The 17032-nt window shown below is 70.0% G+C and carries 16 protein-coding genes and 1 pseudogene; 6 read left to right on the forward strand and 11 right to left on the reverse strand.

The annotated features are described in order from the left end of the window. From HR086_RS33380 to HR086_RS33400, 5 genes are all read right to left on the reverse strand, one after another. Positions 1-1754: response regulator (locus HR086_RS33380; protein WP_174467648.1), on the reverse strand; the 1754-nt coding region annotated here is incomplete at its 3' end. After that, the gene (locus tag HR086_RS49265; protein WP_174467649.1) at positions 1751-4306 is read right to left on the reverse strand and encodes a response regulator; all 2556 of its coding nucleotides are present in this window, start codon (positions 4304-4306) and stop codon (positions 1751-1753) included. The genes HR086_RS49265 and HR086_RS33380, both read right to left, overlap by 4 nt. Beyond that, the gene (locus tag HR086_RS33390) at positions 4303-4680 is read right to left on the reverse strand and encodes a response regulator (RefSeq protein ID WP_141647791.1); all 378 of its coding nucleotides are present in this window, start codon (positions 4678-4680) and stop codon (positions 4303-4305) included. Before HR086_RS33390 ends, HR086_RS49265 begins: the two co-directional genes overlap by 4 nt. A 147-nt stretch (positions 4681-4827) precedes the next feature. Then, positions 4828-5265: a helix-turn-helix domain-containing protein gene (locus HR086_RS33395; RefSeq protein ID WP_174456196.1), complete on the reverse strand. Its 438-nt coding sequence runs from the start codon at positions 5263-5265 to the stop codon at positions 4828-4830. 82 nt (positions 5266-5347) lie between these two features. Continuing rightward, on the reverse strand, positions 5348-5719 hold the full coding sequence (locus HR086_RS33400; protein WP_141647789.1) for a helix-turn-helix transcriptional regulator: 372 nt from the start codon (positions 5717-5719) through the stop codon (positions 5348-5350). Positions 5720-5950: 231 nt separating this feature from the next. On the opposite strand from HR086_RS33400, the gene HR086_RS33405 reads away from it, so the two are divergent. Then, entirely contained in the window at positions 5951-7129 is a 1179-nt protein-coding gene (locus HR086_RS33405) for a serine/threonine-protein kinase (RefSeq protein WP_174464285.1), read from the forward strand. Positions 7130-7271: 142 nt separating this feature from the next. Continuing rightward, positions 7272-8672, forward strand: coding sequence for a serine/threonine-protein kinase (locus tag HR086_RS33410; RefSeq protein ID WP_174467650.1), 1401 nt, complete (start codon positions 7272-7274; stop codon positions 8670-8672). A gap of 124 nt (positions 8673-8796) precedes the next feature. Here the strand turns inward: HR086_RS33410 and HR086_RS49270 are convergent, their stop codons facing one another. Both HR086_RS49270 and HR086_RS33420 read right to left on the reverse strand, forming a co-directional pair. Continuing rightward, the gene (locus HR086_RS49270) at positions 8797-9771 is read right to left on the reverse strand and encodes a zinc ribbon domain-containing protein (protein ID WP_174467651.1); all 975 of its coding nucleotides are present in this window, start codon (positions 9769-9771) and stop codon (positions 8797-8799) included. Further along, positions 9768-10721: a hypothetical protein gene (locus HR086_RS33420; RefSeq protein ID WP_174467652.1), complete on the reverse strand. Its 954-nt coding sequence runs from the start codon at positions 10719-10721 to the stop codon at positions 9768-9770. The genes HR086_RS49270 and HR086_RS33420 overlap by 4 nt, the downstream gene beginning before the upstream one ends. A gap of 136 nt (positions 10722-10857) precedes the next feature. Here HR086_RS33420 and HR086_RS33425 point away from each other — a divergent pair, with 136 nt between their 5' ends. The 4 genes from HR086_RS33425 to HR086_RS49830 all read left to right on the forward strand — a co-directional run bounded on the left by HR086_RS33425 (position 10858) and on the right by HR086_RS49830 (position 14326). After that, on the forward strand, positions 10858-11148 hold the full coding sequence (locus tag HR086_RS33425; protein ID WP_174467653.1) for a hypothetical protein: 291 nt from the start codon (positions 10858-10860) through the stop codon (positions 11146-11148). A 137-nt stretch (positions 11149-11285) separates the two neighbouring features. Beyond that, positions 11286-11969 (forward strand): hypothetical protein, encoded by a 684-nt coding sequence (locus HR086_RS33430; protein WP_141647784.1) that lies wholly within the window; start codon positions 11286-11288, stop codon positions 11967-11969. A gap of 318 nt (positions 11970-12287) precedes the next feature. Next, positions 12288-12461 (forward strand): hypothetical protein, encoded by a 174-nt coding sequence (locus tag HR086_RS33435; protein WP_174456191.1) that lies wholly within the window; start codon positions 12288-12290, stop codon positions 12459-12461. A gap of 89 nt (positions 12462-12550) precedes the next feature. Next, the gene (locus tag HR086_RS49830) at positions 12551-14326 is read left to right on the forward strand and encodes a CBS domain-containing protein (protein WP_373564387.1); all 1776 of its coding nucleotides are present in this window, start codon (positions 12551-12553) and stop codon (positions 14324-14326) included. A gap of 15 nt (positions 14327-14341) precedes the next feature. Here the strand turns inward: HR086_RS49830 and HR086_RS33445 are convergent, their stop codons facing one another. The 4 genes and pseudogenes from HR086_RS33445 to HR086_RS33460 form a co-directional block, all read right to left on the reverse strand. After that, positions 14342-15097 carry a hypothetical protein gene (locus tag HR086_RS33445; RefSeq protein ID WP_254626569.1) on the reverse strand — a complete coding sequence of 252 codons (756 nt, stop codon included), beginning with the start codon at positions 15095-15097 and terminating at the stop codon, positions 14342-14344. 132 nt (positions 15098-15229) lie between these two features. Beyond that, positions 15230-15475, reverse strand: a complete 246-nt coding sequence (locus tag HR086_RS33450) for a hypothetical protein (protein WP_174467654.1) — start codon at positions 15473-15475, stop codon at positions 15230-15232. Between the two features lie 70 nt (positions 15476-15545). After that, positions 15546-16778 (reverse strand): kelch repeat-containing protein, encoded by a 1233-nt coding sequence (locus tag HR086_RS33455; RefSeq protein ID WP_174467655.1) that lies wholly within the window; start codon positions 16776-16778, stop codon positions 15546-15548. Beyond that, positions 16775-17032: pseudogene (locus HR086_RS33460) on the reverse strand (hypothetical protein); the annotation flags it as partial. The pseudogene HR086_RS33460 and the gene HR086_RS33455, both read right to left, overlap by 4 nt.

Here is a 17032-nt window from a genome sequence, read left to right on the forward strand (position 1 = left end):
CTCCGGAAGCGCGCCCCCAACAACCTCCCCAACCGCGTCAGCACCCTGTCCCCCGCCAGGTGCCCATACCGGTCATTCACCCGCTTGAAGTGGTCCACATCCAGGAAACACAACGCCAACGGGCGCTGCTGACGCTGAGCCTCCGACAGCCTCGCCCTCAGCCCCTCGATGAACGGCCGCCTCAGCAACAACCCCGTCAACGCATCCCGCTCCGCCCGCTCCCGCGACAGCCGCGCCCGCTCCAGCCGCGCCTGCACCCTCGCCCTCAACTCCTCCTTCAACACCGGCTTGGAGATGTAGTCGTCCGCCCCCGCCTGGAACGCCGCCAGCCGGAACTCCAACCCCAGGTGCGCCGTAATCAACAACACCGGCAACTCCTGCCACGCCGGCGTCGACCGCAGGATGCGACACAAATCAAACCCGCTCGGCCCCGGCATCTGCACGTCCAACAACAACAGGTCCGGCCGATGCTCCGCCAAAGCCTCCATCAACTGGTGCGCATCCCCCAACCCCACCACCTCGACCTGCTCGCTCGCCAGCGAGTGCACCAGCGCCGCAATCGCCTCCGGGTCGTCGTCCACCACCAACACCCTCGCGCGCTCCGGCCGCCGCGCCGCCACCATCCGCTCCGCCGCCGCCGCGAAGTCCTGCGCCGTGAAGGGCCTCGGCAGGAACAACGACGCCCCTGCATGCGCCGCCGCCACCCGGTCCTCCAACCCTCCCGCCGTCTCCGTGAAACCCAGGGGCAATGAACCCAGGCCCTCCACCGACCGCAATTGATGCGCCGCCTGGATGCCCCCCATCTCCCCACCCAGATGCATGTGGATGAGCACCCCATCCACCCACTGCTTGCGAGCCACCGCCACCGCCTCACTCGCCGTCCGCGCCGGCAACACCCGCACCACGTGCGCACGCCCCAACCGCTCCGCCTCCGCCAACACCCGCGCGTCCTCGTCCACCACCAACAACACCCCCTCCGTCGGCAACACCGCCGCGGGGCCCTCCTTGCGCACGGACTTCACCGGCACCGACGCCGTCCTCGCCAGCTCCCGGAACGCCGCGTCCACCACGCGCCAGTCCAACCGCGAGACGTCCTTCGCCGACCGCAGCACGTCCTCCAGCCGCCCCGCCGACAGGCTCACCTCCGTGAACCCATAGCTGCCCGCCGTCCCATGCAGCTTGTGCACGACGAGCGTCGCCTCCTCCAACGCCTCCCGCTTGCCCACCCGAGCCTCGCCCAGCAGCACCTCCAGCCCCCCCACCTTGTCCTTCAGCCGCGAGCCGTACTCCTGGTTCAGCGCCACCAGGCTCGCCGCCAGCTCGTCACGCACCAGGTCCACGTCCGCCAACGCCCGAAGCCCCGGCGGCGCGGGCGGCAACGCCTTGGTGAAGAGCTGATTCACCCAGAGGTACAGCTCCTCCGGCCGGTAGGGCTTGTGGATGATGCGCGCCACCCGCAACTGCCGCGTGAGCAGCTCGTGGCTCTTCAAGTCCTTCCAGAACGCCGAGGCGAACAACACCGGCAGGTCCGGCTGCGTCTTGCGCAGCTCCCGGATGAAGTCCGCCCCCGTCACCCCCGGCAACAACCCGTCCACAATCGCCGCGTCCACCGGCATCTTCGCAAGCAACGTGCGCGCCTCCGCCGCCGTGCGCGCCGACTCCACCCGGAACCCCTTCTCCCGCAGGAACGCACAGACCAGCGTCTGCAAGTCCTTGTCGTCCTCGAGGAACAGGAGCGTCTTGGCGTCGTTCATGACACAGCCCTTTTCTCCAGGCCGCCGTCCTTGTGGGACAGCAGCTCATGAAGCAGCTCGCGCACGGAGGCCACCAGCTCCTCCTCCGACGAGCGCGCCTTGCTCAGATGCCGCGTAATCCCCAGCGTCAACTGCCGCTGGTCCGCGCGCGACAAGTCCCTGCCCGTGAAGACGATGAGCGGCGTGGCCCGCCCCCGCCCCTGTCTCAAGATATCCACCACCTCGAACCCATCCAGCCCCGGCAACCCCACGTCCAACACGATGAGGTCCGGCGGCGTCTCGCGCGCCAACGCCACCGCGCTCTCCCCATCCGCCGCCTCGAACACCTGCACCGTCCCCAGCCGCTCCAGCCGCGCGCAAATCACCCGCCGCGTGGCCACGTCGTCGTCCACCACCAGCACCCGCGCCTGCCCCGGCCGCCGCATGGCGTGCCGCAGCGCGCTGAGCAGCCGCGACTCCTCCAAGGGCTGCGACATCCAGTCCACCCACAGCGGCGTCCCCACCCCCTCGCCCTCCGCCGAGCGTCCCGACACCGCCAGCACCGGCAGCTCGTGCGTGCGCGGCTGCTCGCGCAGGCTCCGCACCCAGTCCAGCGCCTGCCCATCCGGCATCTGCGTGTCCAGCACCACCGCGTCCGGCGGCGTCTCCTCCAGCACCTTCGCCGCCTCGGCGAGGCTCGCGGCCCGCACCACCCGGTAACCCTCTTGCGACAGCAACCCACGCAACAACGCGGACAACTCCGTGTCCGCCGTGGCCACCAGCACGTTGTACCGGGAGGAGTCCTTCACCGACGCGCCCACCACCGGATGCGAGCCCGACACCGAACGCGCCGCGTCCAGCGTGAAGGTGAACGTGGAGCCCGTGCCGAGCGCGCTCTCCACCTCGATGCTCCCGCCATGCTGGTTCACGATGGCCTGGGAGATGGCCAGCCCCAGCCCCGTGCCCCCCTTGGAGCGCGTGTCCGAGCCGTCGAGCTGATGGAAGCGCGCGAACAACTGTCCCCGCTGCACTTCGGGGATGCCCGGCCCCCGGTCCACGACGCTGAAGCGCACCCGGCCTGGCGCCTCCAGCCGCACGTGCACCGCGACCTCCGCCCCGCGCGGGGAGAACTTCACCGCGTTGGACACCAGGTTCGTCAGCACCTGGATGAGCCTGTCCCTGTCCCCCTTCACCCGGGGCGCATCCTCCACCACCGCGCGCAGCGACACCCCCGCCGCGTCCGCCACGCCGCGCAGGCCACTGAACGTCGCCTCCACCAGCTCCAGCCCCTCCAGCGGCGCCAGCTTCAGCTCCAGCTTGCCCGCCTCCATCTTCTCCAGGTCCAGGATGTCGTTGATGAGGCGGATGAGGCGCTCGGTGTTCGAGCGGGCGATGCGCACCATGTCCAGCGCCTGCTCCGGCATCTCCCCGACGATGCCGCCCTCCAACAGCCCCAGCGAGCCCCGGATGGACGTCAGCGGCGTGCGCAGCTCGTGGCTCACCGTGGAGACGAACTCGTTCTTCATCCGCTCCACCTCCTTGCGCTCGGTGATGTCGCGCACGAAGGCGGTGAAGCGCGCCGGACCCTCTCCCGGCACCCGCGCCAGCGTCAGCTCCGCGGGGAACATGCTCCCGTCCGCGCGCAGGCACGGCGACTCCAGTCGCGTGGCGTTGCCCGACGCCTCGCGCAGCGCCGCCGCCACGTCCTCGCGCTTGCCGGCCGGCAGGGACGCGGGCAGCGCCAGCGCCAGGAAGTCCCGCCCCACCGCCTCGGCCGCCTTCAACCGGAAGACGCGCTCCGCCGTGGGGTTCAACTCCAACAGCCGCCCCGCCTCGTCCACCAGCAGGATGCCGTCCGGCGCCGCCTCCAGGATGGCCGCCTTGCGCGCCTCCGTGGTGCGCTGCTCCTCGCCCGCCAGCAGCAGCGCCCGGCCGCGCTCCTCCACCCGCTTCTCCAGGACGTCGTTGAGCGTGGCCAGCTCACCCGACGCGCGCGACAGCCGCACCAGCACCACCACCACGTACGCGCCCAGCACCAGCGACACCGCGAAGAAGACGACACGCGAGCGCTCGTTGCTCAGCTGCGCCCGCTCATGCAGTTGGAGGAACGTGGTGACCAGCCGCTCGGCCTGCGCGCTGGCGGAGCGCTCCAACAGCGCCTGCACCGCCACGTCCGCTTCGCGCCGCTCCCCTCGCGCCTGCGCCTGCCGCGAGCGGACGAGCAGCGCCCGGTTGTCCTCCAGCGCGCGCAGGTACGCCTCCAGCGAGGCCGCCATCACCCGCCGCTCCTCCTCGGAGAGGAAGGACGGGACGTCGCGCAGCGTCTCGGCGCGAGCCTTCAGCGCCTCGAAGGCGGAGCCCTCCGAGCCATGCAGCTCCGGCAGCCCCAGCCGCGCGCGCAGCACGTCCTGCTCCAGCTCCGCGCTGGCGAGGCGAAGCTGCTGCAGCCGCGTGCGATACCCGTCACTCTCCGCCATCCCCCACGGGCGGCCCACCACGAACAGGGCGCACAGCGTGAGCAGCGCCCCCACCGCCAGCGCCACCGAGCGCTTGGACAGGCGGGAGCCCCTCATTCCGGCACCAGCTTGCGAATCTCCTTGGGCAGCGTCATCGGGTCGAAGGGCTTGCCGATGACCCCCACCGCCCCCAGCTCCAGGTAGCGGGCCACCTCCTGCTTCTGCACCTTCGCCGTCATGAAGATGATGGGCGTGCGCGACGTCGCGTCCTGCTCGCGCAGCTTGTTGAACGTGGTGGGCCCGTCCATGCCGGGCATCATCACGTCCAGCAGGATGAGGTCGGGCTGCTCCGCCGCGGCCTTCGTCAGCGCCTCGTTCCCCGACGCGGCCAGCACCGTGTCCCAGCCCCCCACCCGGCTCAGACTCAGCTTGCCGATGGCGCGGATGTCCTCCTCATCGTCCACCAGCATCACCTTGCGCAGCGTCGTCACGGGCGGGCCTCCTGGAATGAATGACGGTGGTACCGCACGTGAGGGGTGCGGGGGACTGGACGTCCGTCCAAGGCCCTGACGGATGACGGCCCGGCCAGGATTCAACACCCGGCCCCACCGCATTCCCAGCCCCGCGCCGCGGGCCGCCTAGCCGGTGGCCTTGCGGCGGCGCACCGCGCGCACGGGCTTCGCCGGCGCCACGGGCGGCATCACCGCGACGACGGCGTTGACCACGCGCGACACCGCCCGGAGCTGGGACGGCTCCAGCTCCCGCAGCTTGCGAGTCATCCGGCGCAGCTCCAGTGGGTCCTCCCGCTCGGGCTTCCGGGAGGCCACCGGCGTGAGCGAGGCACCGCCCCGTCCCACACCCAACAGCGTATCCGAGGAGACCTGGAGGACGTCACACAGCCGCTTGAGCGTTTGGGTACGGGGCAACATTCGCCCCCGCTCCAGCCGACTGTAGACCTCCATGGCCATGCCCACGCGCTCGGCCACGTCGCTCTGGGTCAGGCCCAATCGCAGGCGGGCGACGCGAGCCGCTCCTCCCAGGATGGCCGCGAGCTTGTGGTCGACGGGCTCACGCATGATGGCCGGGAGCGTCGCACGGCCGCTCCCTGGCGCAAGTTTCCCGTCCCCCCGGCGCGGGAAGCCCCTTCCCGCTCGGGACTCAGCGGCGCAGCAACCCCAGCGCGCCGTGGACGAGTTGGACCACGGCCCGGAGCTCGTCGGGCCCCAACGCGCGCAGCGCCCTCACCAGCCGACGCAGGGCGGGCGGGTCCTCGGAGCGCGTCGCCACGGAGGGGCCGGGCGCCACCGGCAGGCCCTCCGCCAATCCCAGCAGCGCGTTCGCGTCCATGCGCAATACCAGACACAACCGCCGCAGCGTGGTGACGCTGGGCAGCACCCGCCCCCGCTCCATGCGGCTGTAGACCTCCATCGCGATGCCCACCCGTTCGGCCACGTCCGCCTGGGTGAGCCCCAGCCGGGCCCGCGCCGCCCTCGCCGCCGCGCCCACGGTGATGGCCAGTTCCTGGTTCATCGTCCTCGCGCCTCTCTTCGAGTCTCCCTACCACGTCACCTATCCTGAACCCTACCCCACACGGCAGGAGACTACCCGAAAAGGCGTCCGCCGTGCTAATGACCTCCAAGGTCCAATCCATAGGCCACACATGCACCTCCCGTTTCGAATCCGCCGTCTGGAGCTCAACCTTGAAGGTCCTTCGCTCCGCGCACCTCACGCGGGTCGGTCCAGCCAGGGGAGGACGGGGCGATGAGCGACCTCGAATCGACGCACCCGTTGCTGCTGCAGCCCTTTGAAGAGCTGGGCGCCCTGCGCATCATCCGGAGGCTGGCCACCGGCGGTTATGGGGCCATCTTCCTGGCGGAAACCCAGACGCGCGGCACGGTGGCGCTGAAGTTCGCGCTGGAGGGCCCCTCCGAGAACGACGAGGCCCGGGTGGACGCGCGCACCCAGCGAGAGGCCCGGCTGCTGATGCACCTGGACCATCCCAACGTGGTGGAGCTGCTCGGCTACCTGCGGTGGCCGGACCTGCACCGCGGCTACCTCTACCTCATCATGGACTACGTGGAGGGCCCCACCCTGTCGCGGTGGGCGTCCAGCCCCCAGGCCACGCCGCGCCGGGCCACGGAGGTGTTCGCCTCGCTGGCCCTCACGCTGGACGCCATCCACCGCGCGGGCGTCGTCCACCGAGACCTCAAGGGCAGCAACATCATCGTCCGCGCCTCGGATGGTCAGCCGGTGCTGGTGGACTTCGGCTCGGGGGACCATGCGTGCGCGCCGTCGCTGACGGAGGACCGGCTGCCTCCGGGCACGCCCAGCTATCGCAGCCCGGAGGCGCTGCGCTTCTGGCTGGGGCCTCGCATCCCGGGCTCGCGCTATCGCTTCGTGCCCACCGATGACCTGTACTCCCTGGGCCTGGTCTTCCATGAGGTGCTGACGGGCGTCTTCCCCTACCGCGCCCACCTGCCGCCCTCCGCGCTGCTGGCCAGCATCGAGTCCGCCGAGCTCAAGCCTCCCTCCGTCCTCAACCCGCGCGTCCCTCCGGTGCTGGATGCCATCGTGCTGCGCCTGTTGAGCAAGTACGGCGCGGGCCGCTACCCCACGGGCGCGGAGCTGTGTGGGGCGCTGAGCGCGGCGCTGGAGCAGGCGGATAGCTCCTGGGACGAGCCGCTGTTTCCTCCCCGCCCTCCCCACGAGGCCGTCACCGAGGAGGACGAGGCGCTCTTCGACGGAGACGAGGAGGCGCGGGAGTTTCGCCAGTGGATGCGCCGGGAGGACAGGCCCGGGGCGGGCTCGGACTCGGGTCCTCCGGGCACACCTCCCACGGAGCCCGCGGCCCCGACGTCCGTCCCCTGGCGGTCCTGGCTGCGCAGGCGGATGCACGTCCTGAGCGGCGCGCTGCGGCCCTGGCGCAAGCGCGACGACTGAGGCGCTCCCCCGCCTCTTTGGCATCCAACTCCAGAGGTCCATCAACTGTCAGTCAACCTCTGACATTCCATATGGGTTGCCTTTCGTGTTACCTCAGGCATCCTGTAGCAGTCCCACCACTTCCCAGGTTCAAAGGCAGGCCATGACGACGCCCGACACGACGACGGAGGATCTTCCCGGAGGACCGCGCCGGCCCCGGGTGCTGTTCAACGTGGGCGGCACGGTGTTCGAGTTCGTCCGCAAGCTGGAGGTCCGCTCCACCGGAGAGCTGTTGATGCTGGCCCGCCGTCGCTACCGGGGCGGGCAGAGCGGGCTCGTGGTGGTGAAGCGGCTGCGCAGCCCGGCCACCTTCGTGGAGCGGCGCCGACTGGTGGAGGAGGTGAGCCTGACGTTCCGCTTCAAGCACCCCAACATCGCGCAGGTGCACCAGATGAAGCTGTACCGGGGGGCGCCACACGTCGTCATGGAGTACGTGGAGGGGCGCTCGCTGGACACGCTGCTGAACCTGACGGCGATGCGGCGCAGGCCGGTGTCGGCGCCGCTGGCCGCGTTCGTGGTGGCGGAGGTGGCGGACGCGCTCCACCACGCGCATGGCGCGGTGGATGACTGGAACCGGCCGCTGGGCATCGTCCATCGCGATGTGAGCCCGCGGAACATCCGCGTGGGGACCCATGGGGATGTGAAGCTGACGAACTTCACCGTGGCCGCGTCTCGACTGGAGGGACGCGAGGAGACGAGCCGCCCGCTGGTGAAGGGCGACATCGCGTATGCGTCACCGGAGGCCCTGGTGCGGGCGCCGGTGGATGCGCGCTCGGACATCTTCTCGCTGGGGTTGGTGTTGCTGGAGCTGCTGACGGGGCGGCACCCGCTGGCGGTGGAGGACACGGCGCCCCCGCCGCTGCCCGAGGGGCTCGAGTTGGAGGCGCAGGGCCCCACGTGGATGCCGGTGGAGGAAGTGGCCGCGCGGATGCAGAGCCTGGAGCCGGAGCAGGTGGCGCGGCTCGTGGAGGATGTGCCGGAGGGACTGGCGGCGGTGGTGCTGCGCGCGCTGCGCAGGGAGCCTGCGGACCGGTTCCAGACGGCGGATGAGATGGGGGGTGTGCTGCGTGGGTGGCTGAGCATCCATGCGCCGGGGCAGGGGCGGCACGCGACGGCCGAGGAGGTGGCTCGCGTGGCGATGGAGGCGACGAGCCGGCGCAATCAGGCGGAGCTGCTCGAGGGCGGCCTGCATCCGGAGGACCTGACGGCGGAGGAGGCGTCCGTGCCATTGGAGCCGGGTGTGGCGGCTTCGGTGCCGCCCTCCGGGCCCGAGGAGGTCGATGCCGCTGGGGCGCTGGCGGAGGAGGCGGCGCGGGTATTCGGCGTGCCGGGGCTTCGGGGCGTGACTCGCTCGTTCGCGGAGGAGGCGGACGGGCGGCGGGACTCACGCACGGACGACATGACCGATGACTCTTCGCACGAGGCAGACAGCTCGGACCTCGCCTCTCGCGATGACGACAGTTTCGACGATACCTCGCGCGACGACGACTCTTCCGAGCAGTGAGCCCTCGCACGAGGGCACTTCCGCCTCATCCTTCGCGTGACGACACTTCCGAGCAGTGAGCCCTCGCGCTCCACTCGGTGGGTGACCTGTCGGCTGGACCTCCGAGGTCCAGCCCGTTCACCCGCTAAGACAGCCCTCCCGTGAAGAACAGCAGCGCCGCCATAAAGGCGAGGAACGCAACTACGACACCCAGCACGCGCCATTTGGAGATGGGCGTCTCTCCGAACACGAGCTCCGCATCCTGTCCGTGCACCAGCACCCGGTACGGATTGCCGCGATAGCGATAGGCCAGCACATACACGGGCAGCGCCCACCGCGTGGTGCGCAGACTGGAGAGCGCCACCGCCACATGGACATTCCGGAAGCGGCTCCCGGGGATGTCTCCGCTCTCCTGGACATGCTCCCTCGCGAGCCGCTCCACCGCCGCCAGCACCGTCTTCCGCGCTCCCGAGCGCGTCGCCTCGAAGCGCTCGACGCTGGCCTCCTCCGGCCCACGCCCCTCGTTCTCCGCCAGCTCGAACCGATAGCGAGGCGTCAGCGTGTCGCACTCGCTCACCTTCAGCCCTCGCGACGCCGGGACCAGGATGTTGGTGAAGTCCAGGCGCGTGCGCCCCGCATGCGGCGCCCAGTCCGAGCGCCGCGCCCCCGCGTCCGAGTCCGCCGTCCAGCTCACCGCCACACCCGCCTGGAACACCCACGCCGGCCACCACAGCGGACGCATCGACTCCAGCGACGCCTCCTTCGCCAGGCCCGACGGCCGGAAGAACGCCTTGTGCCCCAGGAAGCGCCCCAGCGCCTCACTCGCGGCCTTCGGGTCCACGGTGAAGGGCAACCACCCCTGCGCCTGGTCCACCGGGTCCACCGTCATCTCCACATGCGTCACCGCGCCGCAGTAGGCACACCGTGGCGCCCGCGCCTCCACGGAGTACTCCACCGCGGCCCCACAGCTCTCGCAGCGCACCACCCGCGCCCGCTCGCGCGTCGCCACCGCTCGCTCCGGAGGCGGCGTCGCCAGTCCACAGATGGGACAGCGCAGGTCCTCCGCCTCCAGCTCGCACGCGCACCGCTCACACGCTGCCACCCGCGCGGCCTCGCTCATCCGACGCCTCCCCCCACATACAGCACGACACCCAACACCAGCAGGATTCCCACCAGCACCGCGGCCAGCACCTTCCACGTCGAGAGAGGCGCCTTCCCATGCACCTCCCCCGTCTGCCCGTTCACGAGCACTCGCAGGGGCTCCTCCCCTTCCGCGTAGCGCACGGGCAACACCCAGACGGGCAACAGACACACGTCCAGCGACTCCCAATCCAACCGCGTGTCGTGGCTCACATCCCGGTGCGTGTCCCCCGGCATCAGCGCCCCGAGCCTGTTCAACATCAGCTCGCCCACCTCCTGGCGCGCGCCCTCCAGACAAGCGTCCCTCGTCAGCGAGGGCTCCTCCGCCACCCACCCGGACACGAGCGCCGGCGTGTAGCGGGCCAGCGCGCGAAAGTCGAAGGGCTCCAGCGCCTCCAGCTCCTCGTTGCGCAAGCCATTCGACGCCGTGACGAGCACGTCCGCCACGTAGCCCTCCAGCTCACCCTGCAAGGGCCGCCACTCGGTGCGCGTCACCGTGCGCGTGCGCGTCACCGTCTTCCCATTCTCCGTCGTCGTGTAGCTCTCCCGCTCCTGGTAGTGCTCGCCGATGGTCGCCTGGAAGCTCGACTTCGCCAGCGCGCTGTAGAGGAACGCGGGCACGTAGAGGCCATGCACGTCCCCCGGCTCCGCGCTCCGGATGCCGTTGCGGGTGAAGCGACTGCGCGAGCGCAACCACCGGGACACCTTCTCCCGCGCCGCCGCGTGCGTCAGCGCGAAGCCAAGCGCGAAGGCGGGCTCCGGCACCCCGGGCCGCGGCGGACGCTCCACCACGGACGGCGCCGCGCAGTAGGGACACCGCGTGGTGCGCAGCGACGGCTCCAACACCAACTGGGCCCCACAGGACTGGCACCCCAGGTGGAGCCGAGGCTCCGTCAACGTCGCGGTCGGCTCGTCACGCCTCTGGGGCATCGGCACCCTCCTCTTCCTTCAAGGGGAGCGCGCTCCTCGCGCCTGCTCGCCTGCCCCCCGGACTCCGGCCCGGAACGATAGCCGGGTTGCGGTACGCATTCCCCGTCACGACCGTATCCAGGCGGAGGATTCCACCATGGCGCAGGACAAGCGACGACAGCCCGCTCCCCAACCCGCCGAGGACTACTACGGGCGCCCCACCGGGCCCCGCCACCAGGACGCGCCAGGGGAGGACTCGGCGCCTGACCGCGACACTCCGGACAAGGACCGGCGCGCCCAACCCATGGACCCGACGGAGAGGACCCCGGGCGCCATCCTCGACGACATCCCGGACGGTGACGGCCCTCGCAGCGACGCCGGCACCAACCCGCTCCCCGACCTCTACTGGACCGCCTTCCCCGGCAGCCTGGAGGAAGAGAAGGACTGACGTCTGGGCCGACCCTCACCGCGACGGCCCTACGTGCGCGGTGAGGCCCCTGTTTTCAATCACTCACGCCAGCAACGGAATGTCAGCCCCCCTCTGTACTGTGTGCTCATTCGCCAGCATCCAGGGGGAGGAACTCCATGGCGGAAGTCCGTGAGCTGCCGCGTGTGTCCGTGAACAAGCTGGGTGAGTACCTCATCGCGACCCCCGCTCGTCGCAAGCGCATCATCTACGACCAGAAGCATCCACCCGAGCAGCAGTACCTGCGCTATCCCGAGGCGTCTCACGCGATTACCGACTTCCTCTGTCGTGATTTGGACCCCGCCATCCTTCGCGACCACCAGCGCCGCTTCGCGTGCAGCGTGCCGCAGTCGGAGTTCGAGGCGCAGCGGCTCCACCTCTGTTCCGAGGCGCTGGAGCGCTTCGCGGACGTGGTGCCGTGGCTCGGTCTGGAGGACACCATCGTCAGCGCCGTGGGCGCCGAGCCGCCTGTCCTGGAGATGGCGGGCGTCACCATCAGCGTGCGCCCCGAGGTCATCCTCCAGCGCATGGACCGCCACGGCAACCCGCGCGTGGGGTTGATGAAGCTCTACTTCTCCAAGCACCACCCGCTGGATGAGCGCTCGGGGCAGTACATCGGGACGATGTTGCAGCGCTTCGCGGAGCAGCACCTGTGCCAACTGGGTCCGTCGGACCACCGCATGGTGCAGGTGGTGGATGTGTTCGCGGGCACCATCTTCACCGCGCCTCGAGCGCACATCCGCCGGCTCACGGACGTGGTGCTCGCCTGTGAGGAGATCGCCGAGCGCTGGGCGGTCCACTGACGCCGTCGTGAAGACAGACATGCTCCGGGCCGTCTGACTTTCAGGACGCGCGCGGGCCCGAGGGGCTGGGGCGAGTGCTCGTCCGGAGCCCGGGAGGGCCGACGAGCGATGACGCAAGGCGCCTTCCGGTGTGACAATGCGAGCGCGTCGCGCTGTGTCATGCGCTGGTGAGCTGGAACATTTCAGTGTCTCCGCGTGGGCGCTGAGACACGGTGCAGCGTGAAACACGAGACACTTCCCGCGCTCCGTGGCGAGACCTAGGCTGACGTCGCCGGCCGGTTTCGGCGGCCGGCTTCACACCTCGACGGGAGATGCATCATGAAGAGCCACAAGGTGAAGACCCTGAAGGAGCTGTTCGTGAAGGACCTCGCTCGCATCCACGGAGGCGATGGAGCGGCGACGTCCACCTCCTCCACCGAGACGCAGAGCACGGCGCCCCAGGTCTCCACCACGCAGGCCTGTTGCGAGGAGAAGAACGACCCCTGCTGCTGAGAGCGGTCGCCCTTCGTGTCGCTGTACCGGCGCGTGTCCTCATCCGAGGGCACGCGTTTTTCGTTGCGGGGTGTCGGGTTCGAGGCGGGGTGGATGTTCGCTCGTGGGCGCTCGCGGCGGCGGGGCTGCCAGGGAGCGAACAGTCCTCGCCCTTGGGGCACCTGGGTTGGTTGGTGGGGACCGGGGGCATCTCCAGCCTTCGCGGCATGGCGCATCGAAGCTTGGACAACGGCAAGGGTGAGACGCTGGGGCCTTCTCGGCCTGGACTGGGGACGGAGCCGGTTCGGGCAGCCGATGCGGCGCCGCCTGGCTCGCGGGAGCGGGGCGAGTCGGATGTGTCGGGCTGGAACCCGGCGCGGGACGAGTCGCCCTCCGTGCGCGAGGGACGCTTCTACCGGGGCGCCTCGATGCGCATGGCGCAGCCTCGGACCGATGTGGAGGACCGGGGCGGCGCGGCCTGGGCGAGTGGCGGGGTGCGGGGTGGGCCGTACGGGCGCGATGACCGCGACGACCGCTATGCCACGGGCATCGGACCACGGCCGCTGATGGGGGACCACGACCGGGAGCTGGCGCCCCAGCCCGCGGAGTACCGCGCATGGGACCGCACCGGGTACGGCGGACAGGCGTGGGATGAGGACCGGGCCCGGCGTGAGGCTCGCTCTCGGAGGGAGTTGAGCGAGCGCTCGGGTAGGGAGCCACTGGTGGAGAGCGGCGAGGACCGCGCGTGGCGGGAGGAACAGGCACGTCGGGAGCGCGGTGGCTTCGAGGACCGCTCGCGAAGGGAGCCGCGAACGCAGCGGGAGTTCAGCCCGCCCGAGGACTATTCGTCGAGGGATGTGACACCGGACCAGGATTTCCGCTTCGAGGCTCGCTCGCGCAGGAGCACTCCGTCACGCGAGGAGACTGCTGCTCCCGAGGTTCGCTCGCGGAGGGAGGTCTCACAGGGCGAGGAGTTCAACTTCGAGGCTCGTCCACTGAGGGCTCCTTCACGCGAGGAGCCTGTCGCTCACGAGGTGCGCTCGCGGAGGGAAGTCTCGCCGGGCGAGGAGCTCAGCTTCGATGCTCGTTCGCGCAGAAGCACTCCATCACGCGAGGAGCCTGTCGCTCCCGAGGTGCGCTCGCGGAGGGAAGTCTCGCCGGGTGAGGAGTTCAACTTCGAGGCTCGCTCGCGCGGAAGCACTCCGTCACGCACGGAGCCTGTCGCTCCCGAGGTGCGCTCGCGGAGGGAAGTCTCACCGGGCGAGGAGTTCGACTTCGAGGCCCGTCCACGGAGGGCTCCGTCCGATGAGCGCTCTCGTTTGGACGAGCGACTGCGTGAAGAGCGCACGCGCGCCGCCGACCACATTCGCGAGGACCGCAGCCAGGACTTCCGAGCGTCACCTCTGGCCGAGACCGAGCGGAGGAGGTGGCAACGCGAGCCGTTGACCGCTCGCGAGGTGATGACTCGCAACGTGCGCACCGCGCGACGTGACAGCTCGCTGCGCGAGGTCGCTCGACTGATGAAGGAAGAGGACTGTGGCGTCATCCCCATCGTCAACGAGCACGGCCGCCTCGAAGGCATCGTCACCGACAGGGACATCGCCATCCAGGCCTTCTCGGGTGGACAACCCCCCGAGCAACTGCGCGCCTCGGATGTGATGACGGACGACGTCCCGGCCGCCACACCCGACGAGACGCTTCACACCCTCGTCGACATCATGGCCCGCGAACAGATTCGCCGTGTCCCCGTCGTCGAACGCGATGACCGCCTCATCGGCATCGTCACCATGGGTGACATCGCGAAACACGCCGACGCCGACGAGGAGCTTCAACGCGCACTGGAGCGCATCTCCTCGCGGCGCTCCTTCTGGTCCCGGCTGCGCTGACCTCCGCTCGCCTCGTCATGAAGACATGAGGCGACGCAGGTCCTCATCCCTGAGCCACCACACGCTCGTAACGGGAATGACGTAGAACCCCTTCTCAGCCAGCGTGAGCAAGGCAGGCGGCACCCAGCCGTAGATGATGCCGCCCATCTCTCCTGTTTCCTGGTGCGCGAACCACGTGTCCCAGCCAGGAACGTCGTAGTCATCCAGGAAGCCATTCGAGGGTGCCGTCGCGGCGCCACAGATGTCGGTGTTGAAGTCCGTCGCGAACACCCATCCACCGGCGAGATCTCCGAGCGGAGGCAGCGGCATGTTCATCCGCGCCAGTGCCTCACGGCGTCTCTCGGTGATGAAGCCCACCGCCTCCCTGGGGACATCCGGAGTCTTGAGCACCAGGTCCAAGAAGGTGTCTCCATCATGGCCGCAGACCGGCGGCATCAGCTCCGCCGTGCGCGTCGTGCCCCCCGCCCGAGCCGCCTCGGCACGAGGCAGGCACCACGCGATGGTCTCCGCCAGACGCAGCTTGAAGTCGATCGGCAGCACGCCGCTCAGGTTCACCGGCACCGTCGTGTACTTCGTCCACGGCGCCCCCTCGGGGCGAGGCAGCAGCCCCGTGAAGAGCTCCGACTGTCCCCGCTTGAAGTCGCTCGACATCGATCCCTTCAGGTCCACCTGGCGGACAATGCTCTCTGACCACGGCGGCAACTCCTCTTCGGGCAGCGGACCCAACCACGCCCAGGCCTTGTCCAGAAGCCGCTTGAAGTCGCTCGACATCCCTCCATCTTCAGTCACGCCCGCGCCCATGCTCAAGCCGGCGCCTGGAGGAAGTCGATGCAGCTGACGCCGACTCGGGGAGTACAGGAAGAACCCCACGGAGGGGACACCCGTCCTCCAGCACGCGCATCATCAGTCGCCACTGCTCCAGGCCTGCGCCTCAAAGACATACGCGAGCCCCTCTCCCGCCAGCGCCGCGTCCACCATCAATCCCTGGTCATTCAGCGACAGCCGTCCGTCCGCCGCAATGAGCACCTCCTCACCGTCCCGCTCGAACTCCCAGCGGGAGTACTGGCCGCGCGCGAACCGGATGCCGGGCAGGCCTCGCGAGTCTTGCGGCATCCGGGGCACCGCGTGGCGCGAGTTGGCCCTGTCCACGGAAGGCTTCGGAGAGAGCGCTCGGGGATGAGGGTGCCCGCGCGCGGCTCGGTGGCCCCTGGGTCCGGCCTCAGGGGACGTACTTCTCCGTTGTGAGCAGCGCCGCACCGCTGTTCGCGACGCCCCCCGTGATGAGCACCTCCCCTGATGTCAGGAGAGTGGCCTGATGGAGCGAGCGGGCCTCCAGCATGTCGGGACCATCCCTCCAGCCCACCGAGGGGCGGTAGAGCAGCACGGTGCGCAGCGAGCTGTCCTGGTCGGGGGTTCCTCCGGCAACCAGCACGTCCTTCGTCAGCAGCGTCGTAGCCGTGTGCGAGCCCCGACGCTCCGTCAGCGTGCCCGCATCCCTCCAGGTCCGAGAGCCCGGGACGAACAGCTCCGCGATGTTGCTGAAGGGCGGGTTCCCCGGCTTCTCATCCGAGCCCACCACCAGCACCTCTCCAGACTCCAGCAATGTCGCGGTATGGCCGAAACGAGGCACCTCCATGGAGGACGCCACCGGCGACCAGCTCCCGGCGTCCCGCTGATAGGTTTCCGCGTCGAACCGCCCTGTACCGAGGCCCCCCACGGCCAGCACCGCCCCCCCGTGCAGCTCCACTGCCGCCGGGATGTTGCGCGTCTTCGACAGCCTACCCGAGGTGGGGACCCAGCCGCCGATCGGGTTGTAGCGCTCGGCCGTGGCCAGGCTTGTCGTCTCGCTCAAGCCGCCCCCGATGACGAGGACCTCTCCCGACGAGGACAACAGGACCGCGGCATGGTGGCTGCGCGATTCGTTCAAGTTATCGGCGTCCGTCCAAGTGCCCGCGTCGGGGTTGTACAGCAGCGTGGTGGCCACGGGTCCAGACCCGTTCTCGCCTCCTGCAATCAGGACCTCGCCATTATTCAGAAGCGTGGCCGTGTGCGCGGCCCGGGGGGCGGGCAGGGTGCCCGCGTCGGACCACTCGTCCTTCAGGGGGTCGTAGAGCTGCGTTGACGCGGTAGGGACATCCCAGTCCTTGAAGCCCCCCACCACCAGGACCCTGCCGTCGAGCAGCCGGGTGGCCGTGTGCCTGAAGCGCGGCTCAGCCATCGCCGCTGTCGGCTTCCAGCTCGGCCCCGCGTCGCCGGCATCGCCCGCGTCACCGGCATCGCCCGCGTCACCGGCATCGCCCGCGTCACCGGCATCGCCCGCGTCACCGTCGCAGATCCCCGGGTTCTCCCGGCACCACTTGTTCGTCGCGCCATCCACGTCGATGCACGACGCGATGCCAAGCAACCCCGCCGCCACCAGCACCGCCATCATGATGCGCACCAGCGACCTCACGGCCACCTCCCGGTAACGAAGGCGGACGTGCCATCCGTCCCCACCGTCAGCGCCAGCGGGCCCGGCTCCGGTGCCCCCAGCAGGTACATCCCCGTCGCAACGCCCAGGCCCACCGCTCCACCCACCCACAGCCCCACGCCCACCGACTGCAGCGACCGCGTCCGCGAAGCCACCGCACGCGCATCCTTCTCCGTGCGGATGTCCTCGGACGGCCCATCCAGCTTCCCCTGCTCCTTCGACGCCAGGAACCACAT

It is taken from the genome of Myxococcus sp. CA039A, assembly GCF_013336645.1.
Classification (GTDB): Bacteria; Myxococcota; Myxococcia; order Myxococcales; family Myxococcaceae; genus Myxococcus; species Myxococcus llanfairpwllgwyngyllgogerychwyrndrobwllllantysiliogogogochensis.

Bases quoted from the DNA above. Each gene is read 5' to 3' on its own strand.
- HR086_RS49270 (WP_174467651.1), bottom strand. From the start codon at position 9,771: ATGAGCGAGGCCGCGCGGGTGGCAGCGTGTGAGCGGTGCGCGTGCGAG.
- HR086_RS33405 (WP_174464285.1), top strand. From the start codon at position 5,951: ATGAGCGACCTCGAATCGACGCACCCGTTGCTGCTGCAGCCCTTTGAA.
- HR086_RS33400 (WP_141647789.1), bottom strand. From the start codon at position 5,719: ATGAACCAGGAACTGGCCATCACCGTGGGCGCGGCGGCGAGGGCGGCG.
- HR086_RS33445 (WP_254626569.1), bottom strand. From the start codon at position 15,097: ATGTCGAGCGACTTCAAGCGGCTTCTGGACAAGGCCTGGGCGTGGTTG.
- HR086_RS33430 (WP_141647784.1), top strand. From the start codon at position 11,286: ATGGCGGAAGTCCGTGAGCTGCCGCGTGTGTCCGTGAACAAGCTGGGT.
- HR086_RS49265 (WP_174467649.1), bottom strand. From the start codon at position 4,306: ATGAGGGGCTCCCGCCTGTCCAAGCGCTCGGTGGCGCTGGCGGTGGGG.
- HR086_RS33395 (WP_174456196.1), bottom strand. From the start codon at position 5,265: ATGCGTGAGCCCGTCGACCACAAGCTCGCGGCCATCCTGGGAGGAGCG.
- HR086_RS33425 (WP_174467653.1), top strand. From the start codon at position 10,858: ATGGCGCAGGACAAGCGACGACAGCCCGCTCCCCAACCCGCCGAGGAC.
- HR086_RS33435 (WP_174456191.1), top strand. From the start codon at position 12,288: ATGAAGAGCCACAAGGTGAAGACCCTGAAGGAGCTGTTCGTGAAGGAC.
- HR086_RS33410 (WP_174467650.1), top strand. From the start codon at position 7,272: ATGACGACGCCCGACACGACGACGGAGGATCTTCCCGGAGGACCGCGC.
- HR086_RS33420 (WP_174467652.1), bottom strand. From the start codon at position 10,721: ATGCCCCAGAGGCGTGACGAGCCGACCGCGACGTTGACGGAGCCTCGG.